Here is an 18,450-nt window from a genome sequence, read left to right on the forward strand (position 1 = left end):
TGAGTAAAGCTGCTATCATTTAGTTTTGATTCTAAGGGCTTTTGCTTGCATTGACTTAACAGAAGCATACAAAGCAAGATGGGTATCTTTTTCATTGATAATCTAAAATACGCTCTAACGTACTTGGCTTTACGGTGGCACAGCTACCGTAAAGCTGTGGTTGTGTGTTGTTAATTCTTCTTTTTCAGGAATTCTATTGCTGCTTTCAAAACCGGGTCTTTGTTTTCCATATAATCAGCCAGGCTCTTTCTGACTGTAATATCCGGCTGAATGCCATAGCCAACAAATTCGCGACCGTCAGGATAGGTGTCTTTTTTAGTACAAATTCTGCCGGTGCCCCCATTCGGCAAGTCGAGATACATAGGCTGTCCGGTGCTTCCGTATGTCGGCTCTCCAATTCTTGTTATATGTTTTTGCTTATCGGCATAAATCAAAAAGTCCTCGGCCGCCGAGGCTGTATTATTACCGATCAAAATGGCGGTCGGGACTACTATTCTGCTAGTTTTGAGAAGTGCTATATCGTTTGCGCTCGTTGTGTCAGGGCTATAGGGGAAATCGTAATAGTATTCGTCTCGGTAGGTTAGATAAGCCTGTCTCTCCCAAGCGCTACCCGCCGCGTCCTGCTCGGTTGTAAATTTCCCCCAGGCCTTAAACACTGGTATGTGTAATCTACTCTGCGCTTTTGAGCCATACAAAATGGTGTCGTTCGTCAGGTGCTTAAAAATCTCTTTCCCAATGTTTGTACTTCCGCCTCCGTTACTCCTTAGATCGATGATTAGTTTTTTTGCCTTCAATAACTCCGGGGCTTTTTCTCTGAATCGCATGGAGACTTCCCAATCTGAAAAAGAGTTCAAAGCAACATATGCGATGTTTTTATCAATCCATTTGAACTCGAAGAGCTCCTTGTTTAGATCCGGAAACACTTCTTTTTCCTTGGATTTGGCATGGGTTAGCTTCAATGGTCTGATTTTACCATTCGGCAGGCGCACTTCAAGGTCGTAAGCCGTTCCTACATAGCCTTCCAGCATCCTTTCAACCCCCTGATTCAGCCTTATAAAATCCGTTGAAGAAGAAATATAAGGAAGAACATTCTCCTCAATGTATTTCTTTGTCTCTACCCCGTTTACTTTCAGAATTTCAGTACCTATTGGTAATTCATCCTTTTTACTCTGGTTTATCCTTGTAATAATGGCTCTCCCCTCAATGTTAGACAGGAAAACATTATAATCTCCAAAATCTGTTGTCAAAACATTGTCTTGAATTTCCCTTGGAAACCAGACATTCGTATGGCCATCTTTTAAAAAGGCGCAGAACCGTTGCAACAGCCTGTAATACTCATAGTCATTCTCTGTCTCTTGAACTTTGAGAATAAGGCTTCGATACATTTTGTCAAAATCCTCTCTGTTCACCCTGTCCATATATACAAAATTGTAATTTGCTTCCTGCCAAAATTTGGAAAGGCCGTAGACCTTCTCTTCTTTTGATATTTTGTTTGAAACTTGGCCGTAAGCTAGATTGGAGAGAATAACCAGTAATAGGACGATTGTTTTTTTCATTAGAAGATGTTTATAATTTCACACAACTATGGTATAAGCGGAAGTCTATTCGGCTTATCTGTCTATTTCGACCGATAACCGTAAGCGGACTGCCGAATATACTATATATCCGGATCAATATAAAGAGACCTTCAGACAATTCCCGCACCCCCTGAAAGTACCAAAAACATACCCTTCGATTCCAGCCCCTGGAGGCGGCTTGCGGTATAACTACTGTTATGTTTAGTAGGGCACTATACTATTTAAGATGCAATCTGAGAGCCATCATTCTATGCCTATTCAAGATACTGTGAAGCTTGGTAGAAAGGCAGCTCCTATATCACGTGCGAGAGGCCTGGAAGTGAAAACCGTACCACTCTTATTCCATTACTATTCTGAAAGAGCTTTTGAAGAGGAGTTTCCACATTTAAGAATTAAACAGCTTGAAACCTGATGTTACAAACCATGTCAAGTTCGCAATTTACTTCTTATATAATGTCATTGCCTGAGCAGATAAGCTATACAAAAGGGGAAGGGTAACTGAATAATGGATGTTACAGTACATAGGCTGAACACCTTGTGTTATGGGGTTAGTAAGAGCATTTTCGCATTACCGATACTTTCCAGACTATAAAAACTTAAAGGCTTCGTCTCCCTCTTTGTCCCCAGTTGATCATGAGGGGGGCATATTTAACAAGACTTAATTTAGTAAACCTGCATAGATTATCTTAAGAGCCTTCCATCTTGGGAGGCTTTTTCGTGCCTAAGCCTCGGTGACCCTAATAAAAAGCACTTAATCACCATCGGGTGTTAAGCTGCTCATGAAGTGACTCCTCTTTCTTTCCCCTTTTGTTACACTGAAAAGCGGCCCCCGCTGCTTCCGTTCGGGCATTCCCGCTCCTGAAAACAGTGGACTGAAGAGGTATACCTTTCCCTTGCCCAAGCTGCAGCTCTCTTGCTGCTACGTGTTGCTTTTATACTGATGGTGAACCGTTGGATGCTATAGGACTTAGCGAGCATCAGACAGGCAGCCAAAAGAAAAGGGTAGCCATCGACTACCCTATCATGCAGACAAACAATCTAAACTAACATGTGGCATTGGCTAAGAGCCAGTAACCGGGCATAAAGGTAGCAGCAGTAACTTCATATTTAGCAAATTAGTGCAACTATATTTTTATAAATCCTGTCATTTACTTGCTATAGTACAACTACTGTATGAAGTAGCGGTAAAGAAGATGGGGCTTCTTCAGAACTCCGGTGAAAAGGTACGGGCCATTAGACGAGTTGGAGCTCCCTGGCTCTCTTCAGGTACATGTTGATGGTGGCGGTCCTGAACATCTTTCCCCTGATAGTTTTCAGGTTGATGCTGTTGAGATGGCTGGCGATTGGGATACATTCCTCGATCTAGGTGAAACCACCTGCAACTGCTACGTATATGGTACAAGCGAAAAGTATGAAAGAAGGAAGGCAGGTTAACTTCTCCGACCACAGGTTAATTGAACAACCATTATCCATTGCTATCGGTTGAGAATATTACGTGCGATGAGGGGTTTATTGAATAGCCGCTCTTGAAATAAGCTGGCTTTTTCGACAACTCAACAACCCCCTAAAATTGCCGCTAATGAAATAGTTAGGCAATTTTAAGAGCGCACTGCTTTACTTTGCCTGGTCAAAAGTTTTGAGTTACTCCTGAAATGACACAACAACAGTAGCATAGCAAACGGTACAAGGACTTCGTATACTCAAGAGCTGACCACAGTATATTAGCAGTGGCTTAGCTGAGTGTAAGTCAAGGATAAACAATACCTGACTAACTATGAAAACAAATTAGGTGGATGAGGAAGTTTCTTTTATTTTTTGTACTGCTGTTAACAAGTCATGTAGCTTTTCCGCAACTGCACTACATTAAAGGTAGGGTAGTAGAGAAAGAAGTCGGGGCCCTGCCTTCAGCCTCTGTTTTCCTGCTGCAATCTACTGACTCAGCAGTAGTGCAGTATACCACTACCACCACGGAAGGCAATTTTCTCCTTGAAGATATCAGGGAAGGCAGCTACATCTTTAAAGTATCTTTTCTGGGCTATTCCCCTTTTTATTTAAACCTCACCATGTCTCCTCCCTCTGATACCCTCGACCTGGGTACTATTGCGCTCAAGCCTGTGGCAAGTGAATTACAAGAGGTAGAAGTAACAGGTATAAAAGCTCCTGTTACGGTAAAGGAGGACACTGTGTAATATAATGCTGGCTCGTATACCACCCGCCCGAATGCGAATGTAGAACAACTGCTGAAAAAGTTACCTGGGTTGGATGTGCAAAGCGACGGCAATATCAGCGTGCAGGGCGAACGTGTTACCCGGATATTTGTAGATGGGAAAGAATTCTTTGGGAGGGATTTGAAAACGGCCACAAAGAATTTGCCCGCCGATGCCATCGAAAATGTGCAGGTAATCGATGAACAATCACAGGAAGCCAGGTTTTCCGGTATAGATGACGGGCGCCGTCAGAAGGTGATTAACCTGACGTTGAAGGAAGGTCGGCGCAATACAGGTTTTGGAAAAGCAACGGCTGGTACGCTACATGACGCAGGGAAACTACAATCTTCTTGATGAGGGAAATATGTTATCGGTGTTTGGAACAAGTAATAACATAAACAACACAGATCTTTCTTCGGGTGGCTCAGACGCTGCAAAAACCGGAGCCAGCGCCTCCAGAAGCCCGGGCCAGAACGGTCTGGTGAACGCTCACACGGGGGGGCAAATGTTTTCAGGCAACTTACACCTAAAACCAGCCTGACAGGAAGCTATTTATTTAATCACACCGATGCCACTATTCTAAGCAATCTGATAAGGCAGAATTTTCTGCCGGAAGGTACTGCCTTGTATTACGAGGAGAGTCGGAATGAGAACAGGAACAGCCTCCACAATGCCACGGCAGGTGTAGAGCATAAAGATTCTATCAATACTGTCAGACTAAATGCCAATTTTGGTTATTCGGGGGCTCGTAATGCCAGCAGCAGCAGCAGGCAATCCTTCTCAGTGGCAGACTCGCTTGTATATGAAGGGGGAGAGACTCAAGGTATGTAAAGCAGGTTTATGAGAAAGTAAGGCCATCAAGTGCATTTAAGAACTTTCCGCCCAAGCCTCCACCTTAAAGTGTCTGTCAGCCAAATAAGCGTTATATGTTTGGTAGAATAAACAATAAAGTACCCAAAATTAATCAGCAAATAAATCCTAGTGCATCTACAGAGAGCCGTTTGTTGGCCAGGGGCTTTGCAAAGATGTGCTTGCTTACCCACGGCTCCCTGCCTCTTATGCAGCACTACGTGCGCTCTTTTCGCACTCCCGTGCTCAAGAGTGTTCGTCAGTTCAGGTGTTTGCAGGCCCGCTTCCTTCACTGCATACCTCACGGTAAACCAGCTTGCGGCTTGCTAATCGGCTTCACCAACTTGCCGATAAGGGATATGCACCCTCTGGATAATCTGAGTATATTTCTTTTGAAATATAACTCGTGCCATGCTGGGCACACACAAAGTGCATAATTTAGGCTGCGGCTTCACCTCACCCACATTATGCACAAGTAACGTGAGCTTGCTCTGCAGGCAGTCCTGGTAAACATAACCTTCGTTATAGAACAAGGAAAGGCTCCCCGTGATGAGGAGCCTTCCTTGTTTGTAGCCGATAAGCCGCTTTATGTTAGATGGAAGGGTAACGTGAGTATAAAAAGCGGGCAGCGGATTTAAAAGCAGTTAAGTACCCCCCCGAAACCGCAGCCAGCGAAAGAACTTAATCCTCCGCTACCACTAAACCCGCTGCTCTTTTTTATATATTGTTAGGTGCTGACGCTTGTTTCTCACTTATAATGTTTGTCAATGGTATTATCATTTAATTCGCTGAATTTTCTTTTATATCAGTCGAAATGAGTTTATTGGGTAATGCTTTTTCGAACATCTTCTTATCCTGGTTTACAATAATTGATACCGACTTTTGAAAAATCAGGGAGTTAGGAACGGTTATAGTCTCGCCATCTTTTGTTTTTAGATGAACAAAGAAATAAGTCAACTCTGCAACTTCTCCTTCCATTGGGTAGTCTTTATCCAAAATCTTTATAGTGTCTCCTAACCTCATAGGGTGAGTGAAGAAAAGAATAAGGCTCGATGTGATATTGGATAGCAATGACCATTGAGCAAAAAAAGCTATACCTAAAACTGTCAGTATTGTACTTGCAAATACAGCAATTTCTTTTTGTTCTAAACCCCAAATACCAGCAAGTAAAACAACCACAGCAATTGAAATAAAAAGATGAGTTACTTTGATGATCATCTTTCTTCTGGCTCTATGGAGTTGTGCTTTTTTTAAAGTATTATCAATTATATTTTTCGTAATATAAAAGGCAATTGCGTACAGAAACAAGGTTACCAATGTTTCTAATATCTGTATTTTTAACTCGTTCATGTTTTTTCTTCTCTGACACTAATTCTTGTTTTGGTTAATGTGCCGTCTTTCGTCGCTTGCACCTAACGATCTAAGCCAGAAGACGCTGAAGCTTGTAAGACCTGATTCGGTGTCTTTTAGGTGGTGTTGGCCGGGGTTGTTTTTTCCTTTTTCTCCCGGATTAATGCGCGTAATTTCTTTTAAAAAAAAAGGAAAAGCAACCCGTATGGTTGGGAAGTTTTACTCCTGTCAAAAACCCCTCTAAGCGGCGCTTTAGCCGGAGGCGATGACGTTAATACAGGTATATATTAGCGACGTTGCCGAAGGCGTCAGGCTCCGGGGCCGGCCGACAAAAAAAGAAAGACTACCTAATCAATGGCCTCTCTATTGCAGGCAAGGCTGTTTCTCTTATAACTGGTGCTATGGTAAGCAATATGGTGTTTACAGCTTCTGCTTGCTCAAGATTTTATTGTGCATTATTGTCGTTATAAAACAGTGAAGGCTCCTGGTAATCAGGAGCCTTCACTGTTGATCGCTTATAAGCCGCTTTGTTATAAATCGGCAAGAGGAATAAAAGAGACTTAAGCTACTCTCATTTTACCTTTCCACCATTGGAGAAGTTCCTTTACAGGGATCTATGCTTCAGGCTACTTGCCTGCTATCTGCTTTGTGACGTCTTCCTTTGGCTTGTTCTCAACCGGCTTTCCAGTGAGCTTGGTTAGTACCCACTCCCCCACTCTCTCCCCCTGCTTGGTCCCTTCCAGGGCACCGTCCAGGTAGTGAATCCCGCCGTACACCCGGCTCATGGAGGTCTCCATATAAGCGTCTTCAATGGATTTGAAGGAACGGACCCCGTGGCCGAACTCATACTCTGTCGAGTCGGTGAAGGCCACGTTTTCACCTAGCAGGTGCGTGAGCACTGTTCCGGCAGAGGCGGATATGGCGCTGTGGCCGCTCACGTACTCGGGGAAAGGCGGCGTCTCCAGGTAAGGCTCCCACCCCTCGCCCAAGAGTTTGTTGATGACGGTGATGGGGCGCACGCGGTTGGAGCGGTACTTCTCTTCCCAGCAGGCGATGAAGGCCTCGTGCATGGCGATGGAGGAGAAGGTATAGGCTTGGAGCGACTGCATCATGTCCAGCTTCTGGTTGCGGGCAATGGTGCTGACGATAGCTTGCCAATGCCCCGGCGGCGTCATCTTCTTGCTCAGGTAAGAAAGGTGCCCTTTGATGTTGGAGACGGTGGCGTTGTCATCCCAGAAGTAGGCGATCGCCTTCTGCTCCGGGGTGGCGTTCTTGCCGTAGTCATAGACCTGGTCCAGCATCTTCCGGAACTCGCTGCCGGGCGTCAGGTCATAGGGAGCCGGAGGCGCAGGCGTGAATTGGGTGCAGGAGTCGAGGGTGAAGGCGCGGATCTCGTTCCACTTTGGTTCGCAGGCTTCCGCATACGTTGGCGGTGTGGGCTCCCATTCTCCCTCTGAGTACGTGAGTACGTGCCGGTAGCCGCGCGTGTACTTGTAGTTGTCTTTCTCTGCGTAGTCCAGCACGTGTCTGGCCACCAGCTCTCCGTAGGCTACCGAGCGGTCATACACATCCTGGGGGATATCCATCGCCTCATACTTTTGGTTAAGCTCCACCTCATACTCGTCCCACATGTCAACAGAGAAGGTAAGGGCTTTGCTCACGGCGATAAAGGCCTTGACGCTTGCCAGTGGGTAGCAGTACTCGCCACCCTCCTCAGGAGCGGGCACCGGTGAGAACTCCCGGATTCTGCCGGCAAGAGTGGGGTACTCAGTCTCCGCGGGGCGCATGGCCTCATAGGCGGCAAGGTTAGCATACGAATATATCCGGCTGGCCACCGGCGGCTTGAAAATGTCGCGGATGATGACGGTGGTGAGCTGCTTTGACGTCTGGTGCAGCAGGTTCGGGTCAGCTGCCCTGCTGTTGTACTCCTCTGGTGATGTCCTGGTGCAGCCTGTGGCGCTGAAGAGGCCTGCGAAGAGGACTAAAAGTGCAAGGCCTTTTGCTTTGGAAAGAGTGAGCATATAGAACGTGTATAATAAGCGATAGAAAATATCTAATACTGTGGTTACTGAAGGAACCTTTCTGTTACCGTAAAAAATTCCCTTTCGGCAGTACCCAGTGTTTAAAAGCTTGGGCTCTGTTATAGATAAAAGTTGATACTGTCGTTATTTATGCGTATCTTTGTATAAATCAAAGGGATATATGGCAAAGTCAAAGGTAGACATTCTGAAAGAGATTCAGAAGTTGGGCAGCAGGGAATTAAAGCAGCTTTCCAAGAACATCATCGAGATTTTAGCCAAGGCTTCCGAGAAGCACAATCAAGTAGCCGAGCAGCTAAACGAGGGCGTGGAGCGTGGTTGCCCCGCTTGCGGCTCTGTCTCTGTCGTGCGGTACGGCTACCTGCAAAACCGTACAAGGTTCCAGTGCAAGGACTGCAAGAAGACCTTCACCGACTTAACTGGAACAGCCATATCCTACATCAAGAAGAAGCACCTGTGGGAGCAGTACATTACCCTGATGGTGGAAGGCAACTCCCTGCGTGAGATAGCCTCTAAAATGGACATCTCCTTGAAGACCGCTTTCGACTGGCGACACAAGATACTCACCGCTTTCGAAGAACTGAGCAAAGCCAAGTTTAACGGCATCGTGGAGGTTGACGATGTTTGGTTCCTCAAAAGCGATAAAGGCAGAAAGGGGTTGACCAAGCCAAGGAAGCGTGGCGGCACGAACAGGCGTGGCGATAACAACGACCAAGCGAAGGTGCTGTTCTCTGTTGACAGGTCTAAGAACATCGACCTTACCGTTGCCTGTATGGGCAGGTTGAAGCGCAAGGATTTGGACAAAATCCTGCGGAACAGGGTTAGTGCCGACACCAATATCATCTGCTCTGACAAGCACCCCTCCATCAAATCGTTTGCCAAGACACACGGCTTCACGCACTACCGCATACACGCTTCTAAGAAGTAGTACTTAGTCGGGAAGATATACCATGTAAACAACCTGAACAACCTTGCGAAACGGTTCAAGGACTACATCAAAAAGTTCAACGGTGTAGCCACGAAGTATCTGCAAAGCTACCTGAACCTGTTCAGGTTCATGGAACTCTTCAAGAAGCAAAAAGGCATGGTAAGTGAACTATACCATGCCTCTCTTTCTGATAAACTGTCTTTGGGTAGGTACTCTAACATCGAAGGACGCTACCAATCACTAATTTCTTAGTTGGATTGGTCATGAAGTAGCTGCTTCAAGTACTTAAAACTGTACCCCTATTTTGATAGGAACTAAAGAAGATTTTTGAGTCAGTAAAATTCCCGATTGCACATAGACTCCCCACCTTTCAGTAATCTTATATTTTAACCCTGCTCCCAGTTCAACCAGTGCCGTTCCTGTTCTATCTCCGTACTGATTCCAAATATTGCTGTATCCTACTTTAGTATTCAGCAGAGGACTTACCTTTGTTTTTAGCGGTGTGTACTCAAAATCAGAAAATATGGAGATGCCGCTTTTATTTAAGATATTCAAATACCCTATTCCAACACCTGCCGTAAAATTTTCTTTGAACTTGATACTGTTTACCAAATTTACATCTAACCCGTTGTAGTCACCTTTTATATAATCAACTATCCACTCCGATTCCTGAGTGGTATTTTGGAACTTCAAGTAACCAAGTTCAACCTTACCTGAATAACTTACCTGAGCGAACCCTGTTGAGAGGGATGCAGCTATTAACAATGAAGTGAGGATTAAACTTTTCATCTTTTCAATCGAAAATTAGGGTTAATAAAAATGCCAAATATGATAACTGTATATGGATAAACATATACAGAAAAGGAGTATATACGGAGGTTTGAATACTTAGTTCATACGTATACAAAGTAGTTATCAACTGTTAGTTATAACAGAGCCAAAGCTTACAATATAGGCCTCCCTTTTTTTAGATTCAACTGTCGAAACGTTCCAGCGCTGTTCTTTGAGGCTGTGGCTACCCTGTGAAAGTAAAACAAAACATCTCCTGAAACAGGTGTCTCAGAAGGGGAAATGCCGGTTCACCTATAACACATTTTATGGTAAGTACGAAGACTGTTGGTTGTAAAAGCATCTCAAGAAAACCTATATTTTCTGGGATGCAATTCTGCTGTTTACGAACCAGATACTGCCTTTCTGCCACGGCACAAGTTTCATGTTCGTGATGCAATACAGAAACATGGAAGCAGTGTAAGTACCAGGACTTTACTATATGAAATCCTGGTGTTTGATTTCTATAAATCTAAATCAGGGTAAACATCCTTCCAGCTCCTGTTCTCGTTGCGTAACAGGCTCGTCAGAACCTTTCTCCTATCAGAAAGGTCGGGGTTCTCTGAAAAGCCTTCCTGCAGGACACTCTCCGGCAACTGCAGTTCATACCAATCGACAGCCGGTTTCTCGCCTGCTTTAGTCCCAAAACGACTTTCTAAATGTTTTAATAGCAGGGTAATCGAGCCACGGAGTGATTGCAGCTCCTCATGCAGAGCATCAAACTTGCTGCTGTGAAGCATGATGCTCAGCGCCTCATCCAACCTTGTCAGGTTGATGCTCAGTGAAACGGCATTATCAGTGCTGTGGTAAAAGTGGAGCACAGGATAGGCCTGGTACAGGACAGAGTGCTGGTGTACCATCTGCTGTAAGTTTGAGATTTGCTGATAGCCAAAAGACATATCCACCTCCAGCAGGCGCTTTACGATCTCAGCCGGTGTTCCTCCCAAGCTCCTGATGGACAAGGCAAGGGAACGCTTCTGTACCACTGCAGAGGAGATGGACAGCAGGTAGGTCATAGAAGTGGAAAAGAAAACAAAACCGAAAAAAGAAAAGACACTGGTCAGTATCTCAAAAGATGGTGTTTTAGGCTGGTAATTCCCTACTCCAAGTGTGGACAAAACATAGCCCGTAAAGTAAATGCGTTCCACCGCAGAGGCTTGCCTCCCGCTGTTGTTTACGATTGCCTCCGGGTTAGAGGAATAGACCAGAAACAGCCCCAGCCATATAAGCAGCACCCACATGGACAGCACCGCCAGGTTAACCGCCAAACCGGATATGCTGTACACTTTCCTGCTAAATTTTCTTTCCAGATACAGTATCAGTTTATGCGTGATAGTCGCACATGGTTTGCTTAAGTATCCTGCTCCGCTACCGGAAAGAGTAGTGTAAAAGAAATCACAGAACGCCAGGGCCAATATGGCGATGCCTGCGAGCAGAGAAATAACTTCTTCCATTTTATAGGATCTGATTCAGAGGTGATGATAGATTAAGACGACTGAAGAAATGCAAACATTTCTATTTAACCAAAGCAACTGCTTTGTGTCTGAGCCGATTGCAGAAGTGCAGGCATCTCCTGCGCATCTTTTTGCTTTGCCCTATCTCACCCAACACCACTGATGTTACTACGACAATGGCTCCCACTGTTTGCCAGAGGGTAAAGGTTTCACCCAGAACAAACAAACCAAGAGCGGATGCTACCAGCGGGGACAGCAGTATCAGGAAAGAGGTGATGTTGGGGCTAAGCCTGATAATGCCGCGGTACCAGAAAAAATATGCCACACCTGTTGCGATAAAACTGAGGTAGGCATAACCGAGGCTGCTCTCCAGCGTGAACACCGGAATTTGCTCCTCGAACAGCAGCGCTATTGGTAATAGCAAAAGCCCGCCGCTCAGGAACACCCACCCCAGAAAGACAGGAAGCTTTACCGGAATCCCCCATTTCTTTATCAGCACTCCGGCCAGAGAGAATGCTAAAGTTGCTCCTACTGTGGCTATGATGCCTGTAGTGTCCAGTCTGTTGCCAGAGGTTGAAACCAGTAGCCCAACGCCTATAAATCCCAATACTCCGGCACCAAGCGAAAGCATGTGCGCCTTCTCGCGGAGCATTACCCGGCTAAGCAGAATCACCATAACAGGCTGCAGGACAAAGATGGTGGAGGCCACGCTTCCCGGGAGCCTGGTCGCGCCGATAAAGAACGCCCCAAAAGCGAGTGTCACGCTGACTGCCCCAAGCGCAATGCTTTTAAGCCACCAGGCCCCACTCGGCAGTTGCCTGTAATATAGGAAGAGCAAAAGCCCCACGGGCAGGGCCCGCATGGTAGCGATAAAAAGAGGGTTGTTCTGTGGAAGTACTTCTGTGGACAGGATATATAAGGTGCCCCAAATGGCCGGGGCCATGGCCGTCTTTGGCAATTCATTGGTACGCATACCGGTTGCATACGAATAAATGTAGCTACATGTTTTCAGGCATCACCGCTGATTACACAACGCAGCGAAACAGCACAACTACGGGTACTAAGAAGAAGATGGACAGCAGCACATTGCAGCCTTCACTCTGCTGTACCGACAGCCGTTGAGCCTGCACTGCTTAATTGTTATAGCTGTGTCATCTTCTCTAATAAGGCGTGACAAAACATGGCGTGATTAAAACCGTATAAATGTAAAGTTGCACATTAGAATGTTCGACTTCATAGACAGTAAAAGCCGCTAATTCCCATGGCGGCTTTTACTGTTTCACAGTATCTGCTTAATATACAGTTTCATCAGCTCCCCTTGGTGATGCACAGCGCTGCTGTACAAGTTCTTCTTCAGGAGGAGGTCTCGTCAGTGCAGACAATTGATTTTATTGCCTGGATCCTTCGTCTGCCACATGGTCAGCGTGAAAGTCGCCGCTATGCTCCAGAGGTTTATCTGTCTTGTCCTGCTATAGTTTGACAGCTTTTAGTACATCTTCAAATTGTTTTGCGATATTAAAAGGCCAGTTCAAAGAGCCCTAAGCCTGAGAGAGCACTAATGTATCACGACTGTTGTTGTGTCTACTTCTTCGGCTACTTCCTCATTGTACTCTTGAATTTCCTGCTCAAGCTCTCTTTGTTCCTCAGCCACATCCTCAACTTCCTCAGCTACATCCTCTGCCTCTGTAGCGGGTGAACTGCATGATGCAAACGCAAAGAGGCTGGCAGCGCACATGACGTAAAACAATCTGTTCATACTTTCTGATTAAATAAAACATGAATCAAATAATTGTTATATATATGCCTACAGACGCTCTTCCGCTTATAGACATGACCCGTAGCTTAAGGTATTCAAGTGTTTAAAATTTGTTCCTGACAGTTCTAAACAGCAGCGATACCGGCCACCACTAACCCTATGAACAGGACTAGCATTGCCCAAAAGAATATTCCAACGGCTGCCGCTCCTTCTTCATCTGCCGGCTCGGCTACTGGTTCAGTACGACCGTCTACAGGTTCCGTTTGTGCCATCTCTGCATCTGTTGTATCAACATAGGCAGTTCTTCTGTACCCCGTCCTTGTCGTTGTTGGAGTAGCTGCTGCAAGTAACAGGGCGAACAGCAAACCAAAAAAGAACAAGGGGAACCAGGCGATGCCCCACCAAACCGGCCCCACTGGCCTTGCCCACACAGCTGCAATAAGCACCCCGAACAAAATCACGAGTGCTATTGTCCAGAAGCTCCCCCATGGGCCTCTACTTTTAAAACCGTAATAAAAGATTCCTGCAATTACTAATGCAATAACAATGGCTCCTACTACTTCTCCTGTTGACATAAGCTTTATATTTTTAAATTAAAAAATGGATTTATAGTCTTTCTATTCCGTGGTAGTGCGTAAACAGCACGTACATAGCAGAAAAGCCACATATGTTCTGACTATACGTTCTTTTTCAAGAGAGAGGAGTGCTGTTTTATTGGAATGGTTATATAATTGGGCAAAATAAGTAATACTACAGACCGTCTCCCTGGAGTGCATGTTTTTACTATCATGCCTTCGTATTTATACTTATTTCATTCCGGAAGCTGATATATGATACTGTGTTCAGTAGTCACAGATTTTAAATAGTATTAAATCTTGTCTGGTTATAAAAATTAACGATCTTTCTTCCCCATACGCTTAAAAGGTAAATACTAGTATATCGGCACCCTGTTCTGAGAGAACATAAAATTGTTTACATAGATGTAATGTGTTGAGGTTTGGTAGCTTTAAAAGCCCAGCTTTATGCAATTTATTAGTTAGATAAAACAGCAGTTGATCAGAACTGCACATGCATGCCCCCGCCCTCGGTGAACTTGCCATGTACCCAGTATACCAAGTTCACTGAAAGTATACCTATTCCGCCTCCCGCCAACACATCGGGTGGCAGAATAAATCAAGTGATAGGGACAGGGCTTGGGTTGTTCCTCTCCTATGATATTGTGCCCATTAGACACGGGGGCGAACTAGCTGTAACCGTTGTAGAAGAAAAATAGACTGAATTCACCATTTCGCTTCCTTATATGCCTGTTGCCGAAAGGTAACCCGCAGCTATAACCGCTCCTCCCCCACCTCTAACTATTGTTCCATAGGCACTGCATTTCCTGGAATAAATAAATTACATATCCTATTATAGGGCTATGAGTATCAGTCCGCACAAAATAACCAGGATACCTATCAGCCTTGTCTTGAAGTATTCTTTTTCATTCAGAAAGAAGAAAGCGAAAAGGATGATGATCAAGGCACTGGACCTTTTGATGGCAATGACATAGGCTACCAGGATAAGCTGGATAGCGAACAACTGGCTCAGGACACTTAGCGTTCTGAACAAACCAACCCCAAACAGAGGTCCGGCCCTCTGTTTCAGCTGGGTTAGCGGACTTTTCGATTTAATGAGCATGATGGGCAGCAGGTAGATTAAAATGATAAAGTCCTTTGTGAAGGCCCAGAAGATGGGGGAAGTCTCTTCCACGCCGATTTTATCTATGTTAGCCGTAATGCTCCACAAAAAAGCGACAATAAACATATACCGCGATCCCTGGTTCGTAATCAGGCTTGTAAAAGGTGCCAGCGGCTTATCTTTGTTTCCGTCGATGTTAAGGACATAGGTGCCCACCACAATGAAGAAAATCCCTACAATGCCCAAAGCGCTGGGAAACTCTCCTATCAGGATGGGAGAAGTTATCAGCATAAACAAAGGAGTAAGGGTCACTAAGGGCACAGTGACAGAAAGCTCAGACCTTTTGATCGCCTTCATGTAGAGCAGAATCACGATAAGTTGTAAAATAGTGGAGGCAGCCAGCGCTAAAAGAAAGCGCACCGACATCGTCTCTATCCCCCTGAAAAGAACGATAGGAGCCAAAAGGACAGAAATAACCAGATGCATGGAGAAAGCAGCGGTATACTCATCAACATGTTTCAGGTTAAACTTGCTGAAAATATCCTTGAATGCTTCAGACAGAGCCGTGACAAAGGCTAAGAGAAATCCAAAAATCTTATTCGTTCGCGCTAATCAGCAGGATAAGCCTTTGTACCCATAATAGCTAATTCTTTTTGTGCGCTATTTTGTTTTGTAAACTGAACAACGACCGGCACATCACTTTCAATTACCCCGGCATAGGAAACTCCTAGCGGAATGGCATGCGGATCTATCAGGTCATTAATCCTTACCTTCCTTACCCGTTCCGGCTTTACTTTGAATTTATAATCCCCAGCAGGTTCCCCATCCATGAAGTAGAGGATAATGGTGATGGTGGCTTCATCGAAGGAGGTGTTCAGGATAGACACTTTATCGCTGCTCACAAAGTCAGGCTCTCTTCCTGTGCTTTGCAGGGGTATGTACCCGTCTGATAAGGCCCACTGTTTCTTTCCGTATTGCTTATTGGTCATGTTCCTAAAATTTCTTTTAAATAATCATTCAGAAAGATTCCGTTCGGATCCATTTCTTTCCTGATTTCCATAAACCGATCCCACTCAGGGTAAAGCGGTCTTAGGTCTTCTGCTCCCAGATAATGTTTTTTACCCCAGTGCGGTCGCCCTCCGTAGGCTCTGAATATTGGCTCCATATCTTTGAAGTAGCTTTCATACTCCAGTTCGTTATTCTGAAGCAGGGCAATTGTAACGGAATCGCGCTTATAGAACGGGCTCAGGAATGCATCATCGGCAGCAACTGTACGGTAAAACACACGCCACCCCACATGTTGCCTGTGTTTTTCTCTGATGCGTTTCCGGATTTCCCGAAAACACTCAGGTCCTGCCTATCGGGCGCTGGTTTCTTATCATTGGTATTATGATAGCGCTGCTGGGCACCATTCTGTCAAACCAGGATGGCTATGGCCGTATGTTTGCAGATGGTACCGTCATTTTGGCTATGCCCTACCTGAAGAAAAAAGAGATGATTGACCCTGAGCTTCCGGACGAAGCAGAGGAGGAAGCAGAGCCAAGAGAGGAACAGGGTGAAAAAAGGAAAAAGGTTACTTCCTTTCTTCTTAATAAAGGCAAACTGCGGATAATCTACGCCATTGTGCTTGGTGCTGTGCTGCCTATCATCACATTCTTTGTCGTGAAAGACCCTGTAGATATACTATCTATAGCAGGAACAGTTGCGGCGGTTCATACACCAGTAGTTGTGTTTCTTACCCTTCACTTAAACCGCACCCGTTTACCGAAGCAAGTCAGACCGGGTAAGTTTATCACGGCTGCCATGTGGCTTTCTGGCTTTGCTTATGGTGCTTTTGCCATCTACCATTTTGCTACACTTGGCCAATAGATGCAGCATCTGTCTAACTAAACCCGTTTCCCATCCAAATTATCTGAAGTGAGTACAATAGTCCTTTCACAGGTTGTTCGTAAATGATGTACACAATGTACTGACCGCTATACTGGACCTGGCCAACAGAAAAGTGGTGGGCTGGGCGCTGAGTGAGATTATGGAGGCGGAAGCGACCACCGTGGCGGTCTGGCAGATGGCGGTGAGAAACAGGCTCCTACTCCACTACCTTTTGTTTCACTCTGACAGGAGTGTGCAGTACGCCTGCAGTGCCTTCCGCTAGCAACTGGAAGGAATGCCGGTGGTGCAAAGTTTGAGTTCACGTTATATAAACTTTCGAAGAAAGTCGAAAGCATGACATGTAGAACAAAATCTAAAACGTGTAGAACAGTTTGTTCTACACGTAGGACAAATCAAAACAAAAAACCCTCTCCACGCATTGCAGAGAGGGTTTCCATGTGTATTTAATGTGATCCCGTTTGGAATCATTATTTTTGAGCTAAACGTTTGTTTATCAGGAAATTAAACTTTTTGTGTAACGCAATTTGTAACTACAATTTTTCTCTTTCCTGCTATAAACAGCACCTAAGAGCCTGTTACCTGCGCAAGTTACAAGGTCTGCAATATACCACCAGACTGCTAGGATTCCATTAACTTTCTCCGATCGTGTATGTTACAATTGGCCTCTCTTTTGAAGTACCCATTCGCAAAGATCAGGTTGCGGTGTTGGGAGTTTGAATTAATAACCTGTTCAAACTCCCTCCTCCTCTTATGTATTCCTCTTTGCTTATAGGCTGGAGGTTCTTCCATACTGAAATGCCTAATGACATCATATTTCTTGCCCTTTTGTAAACGGCAGTATCTTACAATACCTGTTATGATAGCAGAAGCACTTGCTGGGAAATAGAAATTGGCACTGAAATGAAAGTATAAAGACAACCTACTGTCCCGTGGCCTTTGTATTCATTTCAGGCTTTGTCGAATTACTAAGGCAACCCTCCCCTGTCAAGCTTTGGCCCCACCGTCTAGCCCTGCGCCAAATGCTGCTAGTTCTTGTTGCCGCCGCAGATGAACTAGTTAAGAATTAACTCCTGTCTCTTACAGGCTGGTACTATATGCTCTTGATAGCACAGAGCAAAATGGGCGGCAGTTATACTTCTTTGGTTTATTTAAAAACTCTTAAGCGGACAATTGTCTATAGGGAAGGGATCTTATCCGACATTAGAGGCTTTTATCCGACATACTAACTTCTGTAGATATAGACAGTCGCCTTTTTCTCTCCCTCTTTAACAAGCAGCCCTTTGTCAACTAATTCTGTCAGGTCCCTTAAAGCGGTTCTGTCCGCTATAGAAAATCTTTCTTAGTACCTGCAGTTTTGGATTTTTCCCTCGCTTTTCCAGTGCAGCAGGGCATCCACCTGTCTTTCATTCAAGCCACGGCCCTAGAGAAGCTCCTCTTTGTAGATGTCCTTGAAAAGCGTGACAGAAATACCGCCGGCGATAGTCTCTCTACGGGGCTCTGGGAGCCCTAAGCGCCGGCACTCCTCCATGATTTTCGCAGTACCCCTGCCCCAGGCTTCGATCAGCCACCCTTGAAGCAGACATCCGCCAGCACGGGGTTCTTGGGAAGCGACGGGTGCTTCCGCTTCAGGTCTTCTATCGACAGGTTGTCTGGCAGTGTTCCCTCGTTTCAGATGATGAGTCGGTCGTTATGGACACTCACCTGGATGGCGGTCAGATGGCAGTGATCGGGTTTCCGTTGCTTTCATTTTATACGTTGTGCGTATATGTGCTTTATTAACGTGAACTCGGGAATTAAACAGGTTTAAATCAGAAGTTTGTGCAACAAAAAAGGCTAAGGATTAGGTAGAAATATTGCCTGATGTTTCACCTAAATCCTTAGCCTCATGCACTTTA

General features: G+C 45.2%; 15 protein-coding genes and 1 pseudogene. 5 read left to right on the forward strand and 11 right to left on the reverse strand.

The genetic code is table 11. The annotated features are described in order from the left end of the window. Positions 1–170 precede the first annotated feature (170 nt). A complete protein-coding gene (locus DXT99_RS25920; protein ID WP_115568511.1) occupies positions 171–1,556 on the reverse strand; it encodes a S41 family peptidase in 1,386 nt (461 codons plus the stop codon). Between the two features lie 1,814 nt (positions 1,557–3,370). Between DXT99_RS25920 and DXT99_RS25930 the strand changes: the two genes are divergently transcribed. Together DXT99_RS25930 and DXT99_RS25935 are read left to right on the forward strand one after the other, a co-directional pair. Beyond that, on the forward strand, positions 3,371–3,766 hold the full coding sequence (locus DXT99_RS25930) for a carboxypeptidase regulatory-like domain-containing protein (RefSeq protein WP_115568513.1): 396 nt from the start codon (positions 3,371–3,373) through the stop codon (positions 3,764–3,766). A gap of 69 nt (positions 3,767–3,835) precedes the next feature. After that, a complete protein-coding gene (locus DXT99_RS25935) occupies positions 3,836–4,138 on the forward strand; it encodes a hypothetical protein (RefSeq protein ID WP_181885278.1) in 303 nt (100 codons plus the stop codon). Positions 4,139–5,413: 1,275 nt separating this feature from the next. Here DXT99_RS25935 and DXT99_RS25950 read toward each other — a convergent pair. Together DXT99_RS25950 and DXT99_RS25955 are read right to left on the reverse strand one after the other, a co-directional pair. Next, positions 5,414–5,983, reverse strand: coding sequence for a mechanosensitive ion channel domain-containing protein (locus DXT99_RS25950; protein WP_115568517.1), 570 nt, complete (start codon positions 5,981–5,983; stop codon positions 5,414–5,416). Positions 5,984–6,609: 626 nt separating this feature from the next. Next, positions 6,610–8,004: a vanadium-dependent haloperoxidase gene (locus DXT99_RS25955; RefSeq protein WP_115568518.1), complete on the reverse strand. Its 1,395-nt coding sequence runs from the start codon at positions 8,002–8,004 to the stop codon at positions 6,610–6,612. 181 nt (positions 8,005–8,185) lie between these two features. Between DXT99_RS25955 and DXT99_RS25960 the strand changes: the two genes are divergently transcribed. Further along, the gene (locus DXT99_RS25960) at positions 8,186–8,950 is read left to right on the forward strand and encodes an IS1595 family transposase (RefSeq protein ID WP_115568519.1); all 765 of its coding nucleotides are present in this window, start codon (positions 8,186–8,188) and stop codon (positions 8,948–8,950) included. Between the two features lie 285 nt (positions 8,951–9,235). Here the strand turns inward: DXT99_RS25960 and DXT99_RS25965 are convergent, their stop codons facing one another. From DXT99_RS25965 to DXT99_RS26005, 8 genes and pseudogenes are all read right to left on the reverse strand, one after another. Continuing rightward, entirely contained in the window at positions 9,236–9,739 is a 504-nt protein-coding gene (locus DXT99_RS25965; protein WP_115568520.1) for a hypothetical protein, read from the reverse strand. Positions 9,740–10,242: 503 nt separating this feature from the next. After that, complete coding sequence (locus DXT99_RS25970; RefSeq protein WP_115568521.1) at positions 10,243–11,232, reverse strand: ion channel; 990 nt, start codon at positions 11,230–11,232, stop codon at positions 10,243–10,245. Positions 11,233–11,293: 61 nt separating this feature from the next. Then, positions 11,294–12,205, reverse strand: coding sequence for a DMT family transporter (locus tag DXT99_RS25975; protein WP_115568522.1), 912 nt, complete (start codon positions 12,203–12,205; stop codon positions 11,294–11,296). Positions 12,206–12,787: 582 nt separating this feature from the next. Beyond that, complete coding sequence (locus DXT99_RS25985) at positions 12,788–12,988, reverse strand: hypothetical protein (protein ID WP_147294322.1); 201 nt, start codon at positions 12,986–12,988, stop codon at positions 12,788–12,790. A gap of 125 nt (positions 12,989–13,113) precedes the next feature. Then, the gene (locus tag DXT99_RS25990) at positions 13,114–13,563 is read right to left on the reverse strand and encodes a hypothetical protein (protein WP_115568525.1); all 450 of its coding nucleotides are present in this window, start codon (positions 13,561–13,563) and stop codon (positions 13,114–13,116) included. A gap of 832 nt (positions 13,564–14,395) precedes the next feature. Further along, a complete protein-coding gene (locus tag DXT99_RS25995; RefSeq protein WP_262511388.1) occupies positions 14,396–15,259 on the reverse strand; it encodes an EamA family transporter in 864 nt (287 codons plus the stop codon). Between the two features lie 14 nt (positions 15,260–15,273). Beyond that, complete coding sequence (locus tag DXT99_RS26000) at positions 15,274–15,654, reverse strand: sensory rhodopsin transducer (protein WP_115568527.1); 381 nt, start codon at positions 15,652–15,654, stop codon at positions 15,274–15,276. Next, a pseudogene (locus tag DXT99_RS26005) lies at positions 15,651–16,007 on the reverse strand (D-arabinono-1,4-lactone oxidase); the annotation flags it as partial. The pseudogene DXT99_RS26005 and the gene DXT99_RS26000, both read right to left, overlap by 4 nt. Positions 16,008–16,054: 47 nt before the next feature. On the opposite strand from DXT99_RS26005, the gene DXT99_RS26010 reads away from it, so the two are divergent. Beyond that, positions 16,055–16,534 (forward strand): hypothetical protein, encoded by a 480-nt coding sequence (locus DXT99_RS26010; protein ID WP_115568529.1) that lies wholly within the window; start codon positions 16,055–16,057, stop codon positions 16,532–16,534. A 73-nt stretch (positions 16,535–16,607) separates the two neighbouring features. After that, positions 16,608–16,817 (forward strand): hypothetical protein, encoded by a 210-nt coding sequence (locus DXT99_RS26015; protein ID WP_115568530.1) that lies wholly within the window; start codon positions 16,608–16,610, stop codon positions 16,815–16,817. Positions 16,818–18,450: the final 1,633 nt, after the last annotated feature.

It is taken from the genome of Pontibacter diazotrophicus (assembly GCF_003367245.1).
GTDB classification, from domain to species: Bacteria; Bacteroidota; Bacteroidia; order Cytophagales; family Hymenobacteraceae; genus Pontibacter; species Pontibacter diazotrophicus.